This is a genomic window from Vibrio sp. dhg, from assembly GCF_003443775.1.
GTDB lineage: Bacteria > Pseudomonadota > Gammaproteobacteria > Enterobacterales > Vibrionaceae > Vibrio > Vibrio natriegens.
In genome coordinates, this window is record NZ_CP028943.1 from 20,230 (window position 1) to 35,588 (window position 15,359).

Below are 15,359 nucleotides of genomic sequence, written 5' to 3' on the forward strand. Positions count from 1 at the left end.
TATTGTCTGTGGTTTGTTACTTATTTGCGTAACTCATCTCAACGCGTTTTTTCACCCAGGTCTCATTAACCCAAAGCGAGAACATAATGATGGCTCCGCCGATGGCCAGTCGCACAATGTCGACATCTCGGTTCCAAATCACGATGTTGACAATTAAGCCCGCCGGTACCAGAGCGTTGTTCATTACAGCAAGCGCGCCAGCGTTGACTAAGGTGGCGCCTTTGTTCCATGCGAAATAACCAAAGCCTGATGCGATCAAACCAAGGTAGGTCAGAATGCCCCACTGAGTAGCGGTGGTTGGCAGCTTGTCTACATTCCCCATCAATGCAAATGCGACCGTTGCCACGCACAATGCGCCCAAGTAGAAGTAACCAAATACGGTATGCTGAGGCAGGTCGACTGGCTCACTTTCCATGATGTATTTGTAACCCACCTGACCGATGGCAAAGCAGAGGTTCGCGCCCTGGACGACCAAAAAGCCGAGCAGGAAGTTTTCATTGATGCCTGCAAACTTAATCCAAGCCGCACCGACAACCGCGATCAATGCCGTGACTAAATACCAAGGCGAAAAACGGCCTTTGAGTAAATCATAAATCAGCGTGACGTAGATAGGTGTGAATACCGTGAACAGCAGGACTTCTGGTACCGAAAGTAGCAGGAAAGACTGATAGTAGAAGCAGTACATCAAACCGAGCTGAAATCCGCCGACAATCATCAATTTGGCGATCAGCGATTTAGGTACGCCACGGAATTTTAGAAACGGAATAAATACGATGCTGGCGAGCGCCACACGCATAAATACCGAAAACCAAGAATCAACCTGACCAGCGAGATATACGCCGATCAGGCTAAATGAAAATGCCCAGAGCAGGGTGACTGCAGATAGATAAGCCATGGATGAGAACTTTTATCAATAACAAATATGTCCGCAGTCTAACCAAGTTTTCTTAACGCGCCAATCAGTCTTTTAGCGGTATGACCAGCATATCGACGGGTGAGCGATTAATTAGTTGGCGTGTCGCAGACAGAATCTTGCTCCAGAAATCCTGATGATGACCACAAACCACCAAATCAATGTTGAAGTCCTGAATGGTATCGCAAAGCTCATTACTTAAATCACCACTACCGACTAAAGTATGGGTGATCGGATATTCTGCGTATTCCGCAAAATTGGCGAGTTGAGTACGCGAGGCTTCCATGGCTTGGTGCTGTGCTTCCGCCATGTTGATATCGATAAGCCCGGTGTAGAGCTCGGCATAGTTCACATCGATGTGAATGAAAGAGACTTTCGCATCCAGAGGTTTAGCCAGAGATACGGCTTTCTTAATCAACACTTTACTGTCGTCTGACAGGTCTACTGCCACAAGTATGTGTTTGTAACTCATATTGCTATCTCCTTGTAAGGTCATATACCCAAGTAACCTCGAACTGACCCCAGGGCTAAGGCTCTGACTTAATGTATCTTGAAGTCACTTGGGTATAGTTTCAGATTAGCACTAACCTCCAATAAATTTTGCTAAAGTGATCTCATATCAATATTCTAGGTAGAAAGTCTTAATGTGTTAATCATGTTATAGTTGTATGAAATGCAGGAATATAAACAGGAGCTAACATGCTGTCTCAAACTATGGTCGAACAATTGAATGAGCAAATTAATCTAGAATTTTTCTCATCCAATCTATACTTACAAATGAGTGCTTGGTGTGAAGATAAAGGTTTTGAGGGCGCTGCTGAATTTCTACGCAAGCATGCGGTAGAAGAGATGGAGCACATGCAACGCCTATTCACCTATGTAAGTGAAACCGGCTCAATGCCAATTCTAGGCGCGATTGATGCACCAAAGCATGATTTTGCAAGCTTGGGTGATGTGTTCCGTGAGACTTATGAACATGAACAAATGATCACAGAACAAATCAATAAGTTGGCGCATGTAGCATTTACAAGCCAAGACTACTCAACATTTAACTTCCTACAGTGGTACGTAGCTGAACAGCACGAAGAAGAGAAGTTGTTTAAAGGGATCTTAGATAAGATCGAACTCGTTGGTGAAGATGGTAAAGCGTTGTTCTTCATCGATAAAGATCTAGCACAAATGGCGAAAGAAGGTTCATCTTCAATCATGGATGCTCCAGCTGCATAAAGCGTTCCCCAGCGCGATAAGTAGCGGTTAAAAGACAAAGCAGTGATCGTCTTTTTCTCTTGAGCATTGTTGAAGATGTAGGGAGGAAAAGATGATCAGTGGAGACACAATCTTATTTGCGCTAATGGTAGTAACCGGAGTTAATATGGTCCGGTATCTGACCACTCTTCGTTCTTTAATTCACATCATGCGTGAAGCCCATCCGTTGTTGTACCAGCAAGTGGATGGTAATGGATTTTTTACGACCCATGGAAACGTCACTAAACAAGTGCGTTTGTTCCACTACATCAAAAGCAAAGAGTACCATCATCACCATGACGAGGTATTCACGAGCAAGTGTGAGCGTGTGAGAGAGCTGTTTGTCCTTTCAACTGCATTACTTGGCGTTACGCTGCTCGCGGCTTTTATCCTGTAAATTGGATAAGATAAAGCCTTCGTTCGGTGCTTGGAATTTAAGCGCTTTTCCCGGTAAACATTTCTCGGTAGAATGTCGCCCGAACAAAGCAAGGATGTGCATTGAGCACATCCTTTTTTTATTGTTTTGGATTTTGGATAGAGCCTAAGAGTTACCGATGAGTAAGAAATTTGATGTAGTAGTAATTGGCGCAGGCGCTGCGGGTTTGATGTGTGCTGCAGAAGCCGGTAAGCGAGGCCGCAGCGTATTAGTGCTCGACCACGCGAAAAAGCCTGGGCGTAAAATTCTTATTTCTGGCGGTGGTCGTTGTAACTTCACTAACTATGACGTGTCGGCCAATAACTACCTATGCCAAAACCCTCATTTCGTAAAATCGGCATTGTCTCAATACACCAATTGGGATTTCATCGCTATGGTCAGCAAGCACGGTATCGAGTTTGAAGAACGTGACCATGGCCAGCTGTTCTGTGTGGATGCATTCACAGCCAAAGACATCGTAAAAATGTTACTCGCAGAATGCGATATGCCAAATATTCAGCAGCGCTATCAGTGCGATGTTCACTCTATCGAAAAACTGGATGCTGGATTCCGACTGCATGCAGGCACAGAAGTGGTTGAGTGTGAATCATTGGTTATCGCCACCGGTGGTCTATCGATGCCAAAACTGGGCGCGACGCCATTTGGTTATAAGGTCGCGGAGCAGTTCGGACTTCCTGTCATTTCAACCACGGCAGGCTTGGTGCCATTTACGCTGCACAAAGAAGACAAAGAAGACTTCGCAGACCTGTCTGGGATTGCTGTGCCGGCAGAAATTACGGCTGAAGACGGCACTATGTTCAAAGAAGCGCTGCTTTTCACTCACCGAGGCTTGTCTGGCCCTTCTGTTTTACAAATCTCTTCCTTCTGGCGAGCAGGGCAAAAGGTTTCTATCAACCTCGTACCGAATGATGATGTTGCCGTACTGCTGGAGCGCAGCCGCGAGAAACATCCAAATCAATCACTGAAAAATACACTGGCAAAAGTACTGCCAAAACGCTTGGTGGAAGTGTTGATCGAACGTAAAGAGTTAACCGACAAGCCACTGAAGCAATTTAACCCGAAAGAGCTGGCTGACATTGTCGCGCGTTTAGAAAACTGGAATGTTGCGCCTAACGGCACAGAGGGTTACCGAACTGCGGAAGTCACACTAGGCGGTGTGGATACCGACCATCTCTCGTCGAAAACCATGGAGTGCAAAAACATCCAAGGTTTGTACTTTATCGGCGAAGTGATGGATGTGACAGGTTGGTTAGGCGGCTATAACTTCCAATGGTGTTGGTCGAGCGGCTTTGTCGCTGGTCAGTGGGTGTAGTCTCAATACAAAAAATGCTCAGCCGTGCTGGCTGAGCATGTCATAACACTTGTCTCTCACTCGTTTAGTGATGAACGACGCTGAATTATTCTTTCGGTATTTCTCGTACCAATCTCAACATACCGCTTGTTCTGCGTAATTGGTTTAGTAAGGAACCCCATCCGCTGAAGTCGACCGTATAGTAGTGTAAATAGTCGCGGTCCAATAAAACGGTATCCGACGTGATTGTCATATTCTGGTATACCGCACTCTTTTGTCTGGCTGAAATTGCCGTGTGATATCCTATTATCGTTTCATCTGTTGAATAGGGCGTATTGCCTAAATCCTCAATTTCACTTTGAGATACGTTGATTGCGTAACTGAACGCTGGATAGTTTGCTGGTACGCACTGCTCGTTATAAATCCCTATTAACTCTTTGATATTTGGCAGTCGCCAAGGATGCCCGAGTGTACCTAGCTGTTGGTTTTCACTCTCAACGGCGTCCATGCTCGCTTGGCGGATGTTCGAGTTATAATTACTATCGCTTAGCTCATAAGGTACGGTAGGAACGCCTAAACACACATCTTGTTGGCTATCGAATGTTTGACCGACGAAGCAGTAGCTCCATTGCAATCCCGTTGTTGCGTCGTTAATTACCTTATAGTCACCAATATCCGTTGCTAAGACGTCGTGGGAAAAGCGATTATTTGGGTTGAGATCAGTGTCGGCCCCACATTGTAGTTCTGGCTCAGCGGCGAATGCAGACGCGACGAAAAACGTTAGGCTTAAACTTAAATATTTCACACTATAATCCTTGTTACTGTTCGAGATAAAAGCCATCACTGACCAGAATTAGCGAGTTAGAAAGTCCAATACTTTTGTGATAAGTACCGAAATTGAAGGTGTTTAATACTAGGTTTTCGGTGCTATTTAAGTTTTCTGCATCCAGCCACATGGTTTGCATGTTTGGAAAGTATTGGGTGTCGACGTTAGCCGGTAAATTCTTGCCAAACTTACGTGGATTACCGAAATTGAGTATGGAGACAGACTCCTGCAAAGTAGGTAAGCGCCAGTTACTTAATCCACAACGTTTCTCTTTATCGAACCACTGGATTTGATTGGCTACTGTACACTGATGAGGGTTGGTAGAAACTTCGTTACTTCCGTGCTCCGTGCATGTGGCGCTGAATTCGGTTGCCTCTTCTACAGGCTGGATGATGAACTGGTTGTCGCTGTCGTATACTGAGTACGGATCTTCTTCTTTACGGCGATGTTTTGTTTCCCAAACAAGTCCGGTGTGAGCATCCAAAACACAGGCAAAAGGCTGAGTGTTGTAACTCAAATCCTGACGAGCAAGAGGTTTTCCTTGTTGATCGAGCTTGACGTAACGCGCACCAAGTAAACCATCCTTGTTGCTATTCTCATCTTTTCCCGTGAGTGGGTCACAAGCAAAACTATTGTCTCGACCACGTGAACTATCGTCTCCAACTAAGCCTTTTGTTGCTCTTGAATCAGCGGTGTGGATTCGGCGAGGAGAGTAAGTCATCTGTGCACTAGGGCTACCAATGTTACTTTGCACACGGAGGTAATATTGTGTGTTTAAATCCAGGCCAGATATAGTGGCACGTTGTTTTTCAGTTGGTAGAGTATTCTGAGCGTAAGCAAGCTGAGTAAAACTGTCTTCTCCCCAAGCTAATGTATAGCTTGACGCGCCCGGTTGAGAATCCCAGCCAATCGTCACCCAAGAACCTGACGCATCTTCTCCTCTTCCTTCAATTCGCAACCCCAGTAGTTGATTCTCGTCGACTAGCGATTGGCAACTGGCATCTAAACTATTGACTGGATACACCGTTACCCAGTTACCTGGTCGAACCCCACTTGGAAAATAATATTGATCCGGTTCTGAATCCCCTAGCAGAGAGGTCATTGCTTGAACTATATGAGAAATATTGACGTCGATATTCTCAATCAGAACCTGGCCGATAGCGTAGTTTGAAGCAATACGGTTTAACAGCGTTTCTATTGTGGGATAGGCATTACTGTCACTGACGCGGTATTTACTTAGGTCAATATTGAGGAGTGCAAGTAAATCTTCGTATAGATTTGCCCGTTCAGATAAATTAACCAGTGAACTAAACAGTTCGCCTTTGGCCTGCAGCGCTAAAAATGAAGCTAAAAGCTCAACTTGCTGGCGTGGCATTTGATTATACTTTTCAATGATTTGTTCATTGGTTTGAGGAACAAGGTAGGCCAGGCTCCCCGCGGAGGATATTCCAGACTTTAATAGCATTGCGGATTGCGCAGTGCTGATATACCCGACATTAAGGCGCTGAAACTCATCGTGTTCAAGCACACCGTTACTGTTACCTTGTTGTGTATCCAGATTGGCAATTTCACAGAAGGAGCCTAGTACAGAACGCAGTTCTACACTCGTTTTCTCATCACGCAGGTGGATAGTCAGAGTGTCTTGCATTTCATCGGCAGTGTACTCATAGCCAAACTCGTCTAACTTTCCTGGGGCACAGCGTGCATAGTTATTATCGATATCGCGCAAGGCAATGGTGGTAACAAAGCTACTTTCAGCGCTTAAGTCTAAGCTGTGGTGACGCTGTCCAGTACTGCTGATCAAGCTCACCGGCTGGTGGCGAAGAGGGTAACGACCGGAATCGTCGTATAAAACAGAATCTTTACCTGGAGAGTGGCGGCTACCTAGAATTATACTCAGTGATACTTGCTCCAACTCTTTCGGAAAACGGCCACTGATTTGAAGCTGACGTTCTGGCGCTATCGCCAAAATTGAGTGCTTCAGTGGATGGTTGTGATTCGCCATCACCAACTCATTCACCCGCCATTGATAGCGATAAGACTTTTGCAGTTGTGCAGGGATGGATTTTGTAAGCTCTTTGTATATGCCAGGTTGCTCATCCGCTGACAGTATTTCGTTTTCATAATGCTGCCATAACGTATAAGAAGGAGCGGTTTTAGCTTTCTCTAGAATTTTTGTACCTATTTCCTCTAATGAAAGTTCAGCCCGTGACCATTGCATTGGCGCAACCGCAAAGACGTAGTTGGGATAATCATTGGTTTCTAGCTCTAATTGATAAGCTTGATACGCGCGACGCATCTGTTCTGCACTAAAGGTCAATACGGCTTTTTCACCGTTAGGGTGGTCAAAAACACCTAACTTATCGAGAGTGTCAGATTCGACGTCGATGCTGTAACTGCCTTCAAATCTTGTGGCTTCTTGTTGGTCGGGATTAAGTAATGCGATTTGCTCATCAAGCGCCTGTTTTTGTGCGCCGCTGATGGGTAGCGCTATATCGCTTTGTTCGCTAAGCATCTGGTATAGCGCAGCCAACTCAAGCACCAAACGTTGGTTGTAAACAAGTTTTCCATGCACGGCGAAAGCTTGCTCAACACTCAGGTTGAACTGATTGTTTGTCGCGACACGATTACCATCCTGGATGAATAAAGTACGAAGTTGGGCAGTATTGAGCACGACAACACGCTGCTCTTGTGGCGTACTCAACGGTCCATTGATTCCAGCCCATTGTTCATCTGTCAGCGCTAACGTAAAGGTACCAAAAAAGCGCGGGGACCACTCTGTTGATTGATCAGAAATATGGCTCTTTATTGCGCTTTTTTGCTCATCATTGAGCTCAACTAATGTCGTCCTGCTACTGTCTGACAAGTAACGGCGAACCGCTTCATTTTTTTCCGCATATGGTAGGTTGCCATAATGACTGAGCTCACCTTGCAGCAGGTGTTTGGCGACGGTATTGAATGCAATTGTCACTGGGTCTAGTGAGATTGTTGGTAGTTCTTTTTCATCGATATAGCCATCGTCGTTGCTGTCCATTTTCAAAATGTTGGTCAGCGTATCCAGTTCCGCTTGAAAGTACGATGCAGCTTGAACGTCAACGCTCGCATTCGCGTCTACTTGTGCCAATTTGCTGCCTTCTACGGTCACAATTTTGTCTAGTGGCCATTGCGATAACTGAAATGTGTATTCGAATCCCCCTTCAGCCATCGTGCTTTGCCACTGCTCACAAACCTGGCCAGAACAAACTTTAAATGCGTATACATCGTTTTCATGGCTGCCTGATACAGGGCCGGAAATAGTCATAGTTGACCGACCGTTGGGTAGCGTTGGCGGTGTGATAGTGCCGCCGGTGCCTGACTGGGTCGACGTACCCGAATCGGCATCTGAATCTGAGGGATTACTGCTGCCAGAACCATTATCTATATTAGAGGGGGCTGGCGCTGATCCCTGTGGTTGGTCACTACAACCGCTGATCGCTAGCACGATTGTTGCAGACAAAACAAGCTGTCTAAAGAGCATGAATATTCCTTTATACGAAAATCAAAGCAAACAAGAAATAACGCATATACGCAATGTGGTGCTTATTGGTTGGACTGTGAAATCCTTCGTTATTTCGCTTAGTAAAAGAGGTTAATGCTAAAAAAATACATTTATACGATCAATGGATCTAAATATGATCAATAAACTGGCATTTATTATATAAATGAGATTGATTTTTACAACAGTATTGATAATAATTCTCACATCAAAAGAAATGTGAATGTTTTTTATGAAGGAATTGATTGTATGAATGGTTTTATGTCGCTAGTTAAGCGTTACATGCATGATGAGGAAGGAGCAACCGCAATAGAATACGGTATTTTGGCCGCAGGGTTAGCTGCTGGAATATTGGCAATTTTTGGTTCTGATGGCTTATTTATCAGTGCTTTAAAAGATAAGTTTCAAACAATCATTGATGGTATGAACATGGGATCTGGTGGCGAGTAACTCTTTTTTATTGTTGCAAATTATTACGGTGTTCTTGTTGCTTGTTATTGCATTGAACGATGTTTTTCAGCGCAAGGTTCCCAATATATGTTTGCTTTTGTTGTTATTCGTTGGCGTTACGGTTACGCCTTTTTATCTTCACTCGTTTTTGGCCGGGATCGCGATAGTGGTCTTTGGATTAGTGGCTTTCCACTACCGTTGGCTTGGGGCTGGTGACAGTAAGTTGTTAGCAATATGCGCCTACGCCTCTTTGGAACAGTGGTACTGGTTGCTATTAAAAACGGCTTTGTTAGGTGGAGTGTTAAGTGTCGCGTATTTGTTGTTTAACCACTTCGCAATAAGGGGAGTAATTGCGGCTAAGCCGCGAACTACCGTGCCTTATGCGGTCGCTATATGTATCGCTGCAACCACCACTATTCACTATATGTAGTTTATACCCATCATGAAAAAGTTAATTTTTGTGCTACTCGGAGGAGCGACCTTGGTCGCAATGCTGGTGGTGGCATGGTTGAGTACAACTCCAACCCAACCAGATAAGCCAGTCGAAGTGGCGTTAGAAGAAAAGGCTGTCGTACCAAGAATCTTAGTCGCGAAATACGGCATTCAAGCGGGTGCCTTGTTGAGAGCGGAAGATTTTCGCTGGGCGCCAATGCCATCTGATAGCAACACGCAACTTAACGACGTGTTTCTTGAAGGTTTTATCAAACCTGATGTGTTGAAAGGCAGCTTATTAACCCGCCGTTTGACTGCGAATCAACCACTTGCGGTATCAGACATTATTCGCCCAGAGCAGAACCAATATATGTCCGCGATGCTCTCACCAGGCATGCGAGCGGTTACTCTGGAAATGAGCTTAGCAGGAATGAATTATGACCTACTAAGGCCGGGTAATTACGTTGATGTCGTCTTAACTAGTGAGAACGAGCACACCTCAGAAAAGGGCTTTGGGGAAATCACCAAGCGTGCAACCAGCGTGATTCTAGAAAATACGCGCCTGCTCGCGATCAATAACACTCTGACAGATATTGTGAGCGGCCCAAAACATCAAAATGAAAGTGACATGTCGATGGCTGGTGGTGACACCTTACCGATTACCTTTGAGGTTACTCCAGAAGGGGCGCAACGTTTACTGCTAGCAAAAACGTTGGGGGATTTATCTCTTATCCTGCGTGGTTATCAACAGGACGAACAGTCTATGACAACAACAACCATAGCTACGCTCTGGGATGAGCAGTTGTCGGATAACCATCATCCGGATCGTAAACCTGAGCACACCATTCGCATTTTCAGTGGTGAAGATATCCGCACTCAAGAAAAGAGCACAACGAGATAAATCATGTCCTTGCTTCGAAATTTTATACTTTGCGTATCGCTGGTTTTGTCTATCTCTCCGTGGGCGGTAGCAGCAAGTCATACCTTTAACCTTACTATCAATCAAAACCGTTTGATTACGGTGAATGATGATGTGAAAGATATTTTTGTTTCTGACCCCAACTTAGTCGTGGTTCACGCACCTTCCAACCGTCACGTGATGGTCTCTGGTAAAGCGTTAGGAGAAACCGACATTCTGGTACTTGGAGACAATGCTCGCACACTCGCGCATTACAAGGTTGTGGTTGCTGCTGATCTGTCTCAACTGGAACGAGCCGTACAACACGCGTTTCCTGATGCTCAAGTGACGTTTGTTCATAGTAAGGGAGCGATCGTTGCTATGGGTGAAGTGGCCAATGCACTTCAGGCACATGAGATCCTGAGCATGGCATCGGGGTTTGCCAAAGGGCTACAAGAGGTAGACGAACAAACCTTAGCTGCGCCAACAAGCGAAAGCAGCAGTAGCTCTGGTCGCGGTGAAGGTATGGCAAAACCGGGTGGTGGCATGGGCGTCTACCCTTTGGTTGTTAACCAGCTTAAAACCGCGGGTAGCGCTCAAGTGAATATTTCCGTGCGTATTGTTGAAATGGAACGCTCGACCAGCGAACAACTTGGTTTGCGTTGGAGCTCTATCGGTAATATGCGCTGGGGTACATGGGACACGTTACAGACGGCACTGGGTGTAACGCCTGGTAATAAATTCCCAACCAATAATCTGCCATCAGGCCCTGGTCAGCACGGTCTTAATGTCATCATCGATGCATTAGTTGAAGACAGTTTAGTAAACGTTCTCGCTGAGCCGAATCTGACGGCTAAGTCTGGCGAGGCGGCGACCTTTATGTCTGGTGGTGAGTTTCCTTTTCCCGTCGACAACAGTGATGACGGTGTGAGTATTGAGTTTAAACGCTTTGGTATTTCATTAGAGCTGACACCTACAGTCTTGAGTAATAAACAGATCAGTCTCACGGTTGCTCCCGAAGTTTCTACGTTGAGCCGCGAGCACAGCGTTTCTATTGCGGGTGTCGAAGTTCCAGGTATTGAAAGCCGCCGTGCCACCACAACGATTGAATTGGCAGACGGTCAGAGCTTTGCGCTGGCAGGTCTGGTGAGAACCTATCAAGACCACAAAATCGAGGCGCTGCCGTTTCTTGGGGAAATTCCTTTCCTTGCACCGCTTTTCAGCAGCAACAGCTTTAAAAACTCGGAAAGCGAGTTAGTGATTATCGCGACAGCACATTTAGTCGAGCCAACCAGCGACCCAAGTGAATTGACCACGCCATTAGATCGCTTCCGTCCTGCGAATCGATTTGAACGTTTGTTCTTACGCGACATGGGTGATGACCACGATGATAGCCAGCGTTTGTTTGGTAACTATGGATACAACTATTAAGGATGATGATGAAATTCGCGAAATTAGCTTTGACCACATTGACCCTTTTTCTGGTGGTCGGTTGTCAGCGTCCGTATCAAACAGGAACGCATGCAACCTTTCAGGACAAAACCTCATTTACGACAACCACTGCCAACATTGAGTTAGACCTGAAAAATATTCTTAGCCAGGTGAACAAACGTGAAGAGCAGGGATACATTCGCCTCGCGTTACAAGGCGGTAATTTGGATCTGCAATCCCAGAAAAATCTGCGTAATCAGTTGATGACCTATCTGCAATTACCAGTGGAGATGACTTACCACTCGGACAAGCAGAGTCAGATTGTTGCTGAGCTTGAAGTGGTGTTAAAGCCAAACACGTGCCGATACAACCGTCAGTCTCTACCTATTTCAGCGTACGCCTGCCAGCAGCTACGTAATCATTACCTGAGTGTGGTTAACAAATCGACCTGGCACCATGGAGAAGAGTATCAGGAGCACAACAGCGCTCTGACAACAGGAGCGGTACAACGTTTGTTTAATAACCAACTTAAATCGGCAGAAAGACAGCCGGTGACAGGAGAGTAAATCGTGACTGAAAGAGTATTTAATGTTGTCGCGTTTGTTCTCGATAGCCAGAGCCAACAAGTCCTTGAGAGCCTAAAAAGCGATTTAACTACGCAAGATATTCAGGTGAAAAAAGGCGATATCGAAGCCGCAAGACTTTGGTGCGTCAAACAGGGAGCGCCTGATTTACTTATCGTTGATGGTGGTGACTGTCTGGGATTGGAAGCTGCGCTGCGTAAGCTGGCGGAGTATTGTCCACCGCAGATGAAGCTGATCGTATTAGGTAAAAAACAAGAAGTTTCATTATACCGAAGCCTAATGTTCGCGGGTGTGAACGATTACCATACTACACCGCTAAATGCCGACGCGATCCGACTGAGCTTACTGCACCTTCAAGGGCACCAAGTGACTAAGCCATTGCGTCATGGGCGCGTTATTTGTGTGTTGGGAAGCACTGGTGGGTGCGGCGCAAGCACCATCGCAGCCAACCTGGGTTACTTCTTAGCTGAGAAACAACATCAGTTTGTTGCCTTGGTGGATTTTGACCTGTTCCACAGCCAACACCCGATCCTATTGGGCGCTGATTATGACCCACATTTGGAGCACATCATTGCTGATGCAGATCGTATCGACGAAACCTTGCTGGCCCACAGTAGCCAGCAACTGACAAAGCATCTGCATCTGTTTTACGGTCAGGACAGCCAGCTGCCGCACGACGACGTACAGCAACCGGCAGAGACAATCCAAGCGCTGGCTGAGCACTACGCGACGGTGATTGTGGATGTGCCGAATCTTAACCACCCAGCGATGCCTGCAATTGTAGAACAGGCAGATAACTGCATTTTCGTTACCGACTATAGCCTGAATAGCTTCCGTTATCTGGCAAAGCTGCGCGCCAATACACCGCTGAAACACCAGCGACAAATCTTGGTCGGCAACTTGTGCCGTCATGCAAAAGGCCGAGTACCCAAGCAGGAAATCACCAAAGCGCTGGGACTGGAATTGATCGTTGAACTGCCGTTTGACGCCAAAGCGTTTGATAAAGCGGAAAGAGAAGGCAAACCGCTGTTGGCTGAGCGTTCGAAGTTCAGCAAAAAAATCCATCAATTAGGGCAAGTGCTGGGTGCCGCTTCGGCGGAGCAGAAAGGGTAAGTCGATGTTTAAGCAAGATGTGTTAACCCACAAGACTCGCAGCCACGAACTGCTTTCGATGACGGATGACGCCAAAAGCGCATTTTACGAACTGGTCGACCCATCGATCGCCGCGAGCTTATCCCGTGATGAGCTGCTGCCGCGTGTCAAAGACGCACTCAACGTCATTTCAGGGCGGAAAATGTTGCCCTATAACCGTCAGGAATTGGCGGTCTTAGGTTTGCAACTGGTCGATGAAATGGTCGGTATCGGGCCTATTCAACCTTTGCTCGAAGACCCAGAAGTCTCCGATATCTTGGTTAATGGTCCTGAAACGATTTACGTCGAACGACGTGGCAAGTTAGAAAAAACCGATATTCGCTTCCGTGATGCCAAACATGTACTCAACGTTGCCCAGCGGATTGTAAACGCGATCGGCCGTCGGGTAGATGAATCCAATCCGATGGTGGATGCGCGCCTAAAAGACGGCAGTCGGGTCAACGTCATCGCGCCACCTTTAGCGTTACATGGGACTTGCATCTCGATCCGTAAATTCCCTGAGAGTAAGTTGATGCTGTCGAATCTGGTCGACAACGACAGCCTGTCCGAGCAAATGGCTGAGTTTCTCTCGTTGGCGACCTATTGTCGCTGCAACATCTTAATCTCTGGTGGTACAGGCTCGGGTAAAACGACCTTGTTGAATGCGCTGAGTCGGCACATCAGCGAAGACGAACGTATTCTGACCATCGAAGACGCTGCCGAACTGTCCTTGGCGCAGCCCCATTGGGTGCCGCTTGAAACCCGTAATGCCAGTACGGAAGGTAACGGCGAAGTGACGGTACGCGATCTGGTGAAAAACGCCCTACGTATGCGTCCGGATAGAATTGTACTGGGTGAAGTTCGTGGCGCAGAAGCATTCGATATGTTGCAAGCGATGAATACCGGTCACGACGGCTCGCTGTGTACTTTGCACGCCAACAATCCACAAGATGCGATTGTGCGCTTAACCAATATGCTGCAAATGGGCGGAGAACGTTTGTCCGACCATATTATTCGTAGCCAGATTGTCAGTGCGATTGACCTGGTCGTGCAGCTCGAGCGCATGCGCGATGGGCGTCGTCGGATTACTGCTATCAGCGAAGTGGTTGGAATAAACGGTGAACAAATCGAACTCAGTCCAGTGTTCCGTTTTGAGCTCATTCGTGCTGAACAACAGCATATCTATGGTCGATTTAGCGCTCAGTCCGTTTCCTCTGCTTTGCTTGAAAAAGCGGCTCATTTTGCCAAGGAAGATGCATTGAGTCAGTGCGTGGAGAGGTCTTCGTGAACCTACTGATTGTCTTGATTGTTTTCTGGTTGGTTGCAGGCAGGCTGGTCTGGCTCACCATCCAACGTCAGGAACATTGGCAAGGTCAGCTTAAGCGCTACACCTTGTTGAACCTGGATACTGACGCCGACCAGCGCCAACCATTCTGGTGTCACTGGATCTGGTATCAAAACCTGCAAACTTTTGTCAGTCCAGCCAAATTAAAGCAGTGGCAGCTTGGTTTGGTTGCGTCCATTTTGCTAGCACCGACAGTACTTTGTTTTAACGGTATGGACTGGTACGTGTCACTACCGCTCAGTCTGAGTACGGCATTGCTGGTGGTGTGGTTCGCCTATCAACAATTGCAGCAGAAAGCCAAAGACCAGTTTCGCGATGAATTACCGGATGTCATTGATGGCTTAATCCGCGCGTTGCGCGTTGGTGCACCGATGGCGGATGTGTTTCATGAGATGGCCCAGCAACATCAGGGCGTGACTGCTCGCTTGTTTGACAACATGCATGATGAGTTGAAGGTCGGCCAGACGCTGGACGAAGTAATGAAAAATGCCGCGCGGCGTATGCCGATTGCTGAGTTTCGTTTTCTGACCATCGTTCTTAGCCTACAGCAGGAAACGGGTGGCCGTTTAACCGGAGTGCTGGAGCGACTAGGGCTTACATTGAGATCGCGCGCGGAGCTCAATGCCAGTATTCAAAGCATTACGTCCGAGTCGCGCAACTCTGCCAAAGTCCTCGCCGCACTGCCAGTTTTGGTGTGTCTGGTGCTGTTTACCACTGGACGCGAGCATTTTGATTTTCTGATGACCTCGAATGGTGGGCAAATCGTCATGGCCTATGTCGTGGGCAGCATTTTGGGTGGGTTGTACCTGATCCGCCGTATGACTCAGCTAAAGGGATAATTC

Annotated in this window: 15 protein-coding genes; 11 read left to right on the forward strand and 4 right to left on the reverse strand. The window is 46.7% G+C overall.

Annotation, left to right across the window (positions count from 1 at the left end):
• Positions 1-16 precede the first annotated feature (16 nt).
• Positions 17-895 carry a carboxylate/amino acid/amine transporter gene (locus DBX26_RS00090; protein ID WP_014230470.1) on the reverse strand — a complete coding sequence of 293 codons (879 nt, stop codon included), beginning with the start codon at positions 893-895 and terminating at the stop codon, positions 17-19.
• Positions 896-959: 64 nt separating this feature from the next.
• Positions 960-1,385, reverse strand: a complete 426-nt coding sequence (gene uspA, locus DBX26_RS00095) for a universal stress protein UspA (RefSeq protein WP_014230471.1) — start codon at positions 1,383-1,385, stop codon at positions 960-962.
• 227 nt (positions 1,386-1,612) lie between these two features.
• Between uspA and ftnA the strand changes: the two genes are divergently transcribed.
• From ftnA to DBX26_RS00110, 3 genes are all read left to right on the forward strand, one after another.
• Positions 1,613-2,140, forward strand: a complete 528-nt coding sequence (gene ftnA, locus DBX26_RS00100) for a non-heme ferritin (protein ID WP_014230472.1) — start codon at positions 1,613-1,615, stop codon at positions 2,138-2,140.
• A 91-nt stretch (positions 2,141-2,231) separates the two neighbouring features.
• Positions 2,232-2,555: a universal stress protein UspB gene (gene uspB, locus DBX26_RS00105; RefSeq protein ID WP_014230473.1), complete on the forward strand. Its 324-nt coding sequence runs from the start codon at positions 2,232-2,234 to the stop codon at positions 2,553-2,555.
• Between the two features lie 157 nt (positions 2,556-2,712).
• Positions 2,713-3,906: an NAD(P)/FAD-dependent oxidoreductase gene (locus tag DBX26_RS00110; RefSeq protein ID WP_118117363.1), complete on the forward strand. Its 1,194-nt coding sequence runs from the start codon at positions 2,713-2,715 to the stop codon at positions 3,904-3,906.
• 85 nt (positions 3,907-3,991) lie between these two features.
• Here DBX26_RS00110 and DBX26_RS00115 read toward each other — a convergent pair whose 3' ends face one another.
• Both DBX26_RS00115 and DBX26_RS00120 read right to left on the reverse strand, forming a co-directional pair.
• On the reverse strand, positions 3,992-4,690 hold the full coding sequence (locus tag DBX26_RS00115; protein ID WP_118117365.1) for a DUF1566 domain-containing protein: 699 nt from the start codon (positions 4,688-4,690) through the stop codon (positions 3,992-3,994).
• 13 nt (positions 4,691-4,703) lie between these two features.
• The gene (locus DBX26_RS00120; RefSeq protein ID WP_118117367.1) at positions 4,704-8,228 is read right to left on the reverse strand and encodes a DUF1566 domain-containing protein; all 3,525 of its coding nucleotides are present in this window, start codon (positions 8,226-8,228) and stop codon (positions 4,704-4,706) included.
• A 267-nt stretch (positions 8,229-8,495) separates the two neighbouring features.
• On the opposite strand from DBX26_RS00120, the gene DBX26_RS00125 reads away from it, so the two are divergent.
• The 8 genes from DBX26_RS00125 to DBX26_RS00160 are packed head-to-tail and all read left to right on the forward strand — an operon-like array spanning position 8,496 to position 15,356.
• On the forward strand, positions 8,496-8,696 hold the full coding sequence (locus DBX26_RS00125) for a Flp family type IVb pilin (RefSeq protein ID WP_020336259.1): 201 nt from the start codon (positions 8,496-8,498) through the stop codon (positions 8,694-8,696).
• Positions 8,686-9,126, forward strand: a complete 441-nt coding sequence (locus DBX26_RS00130) for a prepilin peptidase (RefSeq protein ID WP_014230478.1) — start codon at positions 8,686-8,688, stop codon at positions 9,124-9,126. Before DBX26_RS00125 ends, DBX26_RS00130 begins: the two co-directional genes overlap by 11 nt.
• A 12-nt stretch (positions 9,127-9,138) precedes the next feature.
• The gene (cpaB, locus tag DBX26_RS00135; protein WP_076633422.1) at positions 9,139-10,029 is read left to right on the forward strand and encodes a Flp pilus assembly protein CpaB; all 891 of its coding nucleotides are present in this window, start codon (positions 9,139-9,141) and stop codon (positions 10,027-10,029) included.
• Positions 10,030-10,032: 3 nt separating this feature from the next.
• Positions 10,033-11,457 carry a type II and III secretion system protein family protein gene (locus tag DBX26_RS00140; protein ID WP_118117369.1) on the forward strand — a complete coding sequence of 475 codons (1,425 nt, stop codon included), beginning with the start codon at positions 10,033-10,035 and terminating at the stop codon, positions 11,455-11,457.
• 8 nt (positions 11,458-11,465) lie between these two features.
• A complete protein-coding gene (locus DBX26_RS00145) occupies positions 11,466-12,023 on the forward strand; it encodes a pilus assembly protein FlpD (RefSeq protein WP_118119716.1) in 558 nt (185 codons plus the stop codon).
• Positions 12,024-12,026: 3 nt separating this feature from the next.
• Complete coding sequence (locus DBX26_RS00150; protein WP_118117371.1) at positions 12,027-13,154, forward strand: AAA family ATPase; 1,128 nt, start codon at positions 12,027-12,029, stop codon at positions 13,152-13,154.
• Between the two features lie 4 nt (positions 13,155-13,158).
• The gene (locus tag DBX26_RS00155; RefSeq protein WP_118117373.1) at positions 13,159-14,460 is read left to right on the forward strand and encodes a CpaF family protein; all 1,302 of its coding nucleotides are present in this window, start codon (positions 13,159-13,161) and stop codon (positions 14,458-14,460) included.
• Positions 14,457-15,356, forward strand: coding sequence for a type II secretion system F family protein (locus DBX26_RS00160; protein ID WP_118117375.1), 900 nt, complete (start codon positions 14,457-14,459; stop codon positions 15,354-15,356). The genes DBX26_RS00155 and DBX26_RS00160 overlap by 4 nt, the downstream gene beginning before the upstream one ends.
• Positions 15,357-15,359: the final 3 nt, after the last annotated feature.

Excerpts from the sequence above, each read along its gene's own strand:
- DBX26_RS00090 (WP_014230470.1), bottom strand. The coding sequence starts at position 895 with ATGGCTTATCTATCTGCAGTCACCCTGCTCTGGGCATTTTCATTTAGC.
- uspA (WP_014230471.1), bottom strand. The coding sequence starts at position 1,385 with ATGAGTTACAAACACATACTTGTGGCAGTAGACCTGTCAGACGACAGT.
- ftnA (WP_014230472.1), top strand. The coding sequence starts at position 1,613 with ATGCTGTCTCAAACTATGGTCGAACAATTGAATGAGCAAATTAATCTA.
- uspB (WP_014230473.1), top strand. The coding sequence starts at position 2,232 with ATGATCAGTGGAGACACAATCTTATTTGCGCTAATGGTAGTAACCGGA.
- DBX26_RS00110 (WP_118117363.1), top strand. The coding sequence starts at position 2,713 with ATGAGTAAGAAATTTGATGTAGTAGTAATTGGCGCAGGCGCTGCGGGT.
- DBX26_RS00120 (WP_118117367.1), bottom strand. The coding sequence starts at position 8,228 with ATGCTCTTTAGACAGCTTGTTTTGTCTGCAACAATCGTGCTAGCGATC.
- DBX26_RS00125 (WP_020336259.1), top strand. The coding sequence starts at position 8,496 with ATGAATGGTTTTATGTCGCTAGTTAAGCGTTACATGCATGATGAGGAA.
- cpaB (WP_076633422.1), top strand. The coding sequence starts at position 9,139 with ATGAAAAAGTTAATTTTTGTGCTACTCGGAGGAGCGACCTTGGTCGCA.
- DBX26_RS00140 (WP_118117369.1), top strand. The coding sequence starts at position 10,033 with ATGTCCTTGCTTCGAAATTTTATACTTTGCGTATCGCTGGTTTTGTCT.
- DBX26_RS00145 (WP_118119716.1), top strand. The coding sequence starts at position 11,466 with ATGAAATTCGCGAAATTAGCTTTGACCACATTGACCCTTTTTCTGGTG.
- DBX26_RS00155 (WP_118117373.1), top strand. The coding sequence starts at position 13,159 with ATGTTTAAGCAAGATGTGTTAACCCACAAGACTCGCAGCCACGAACTG.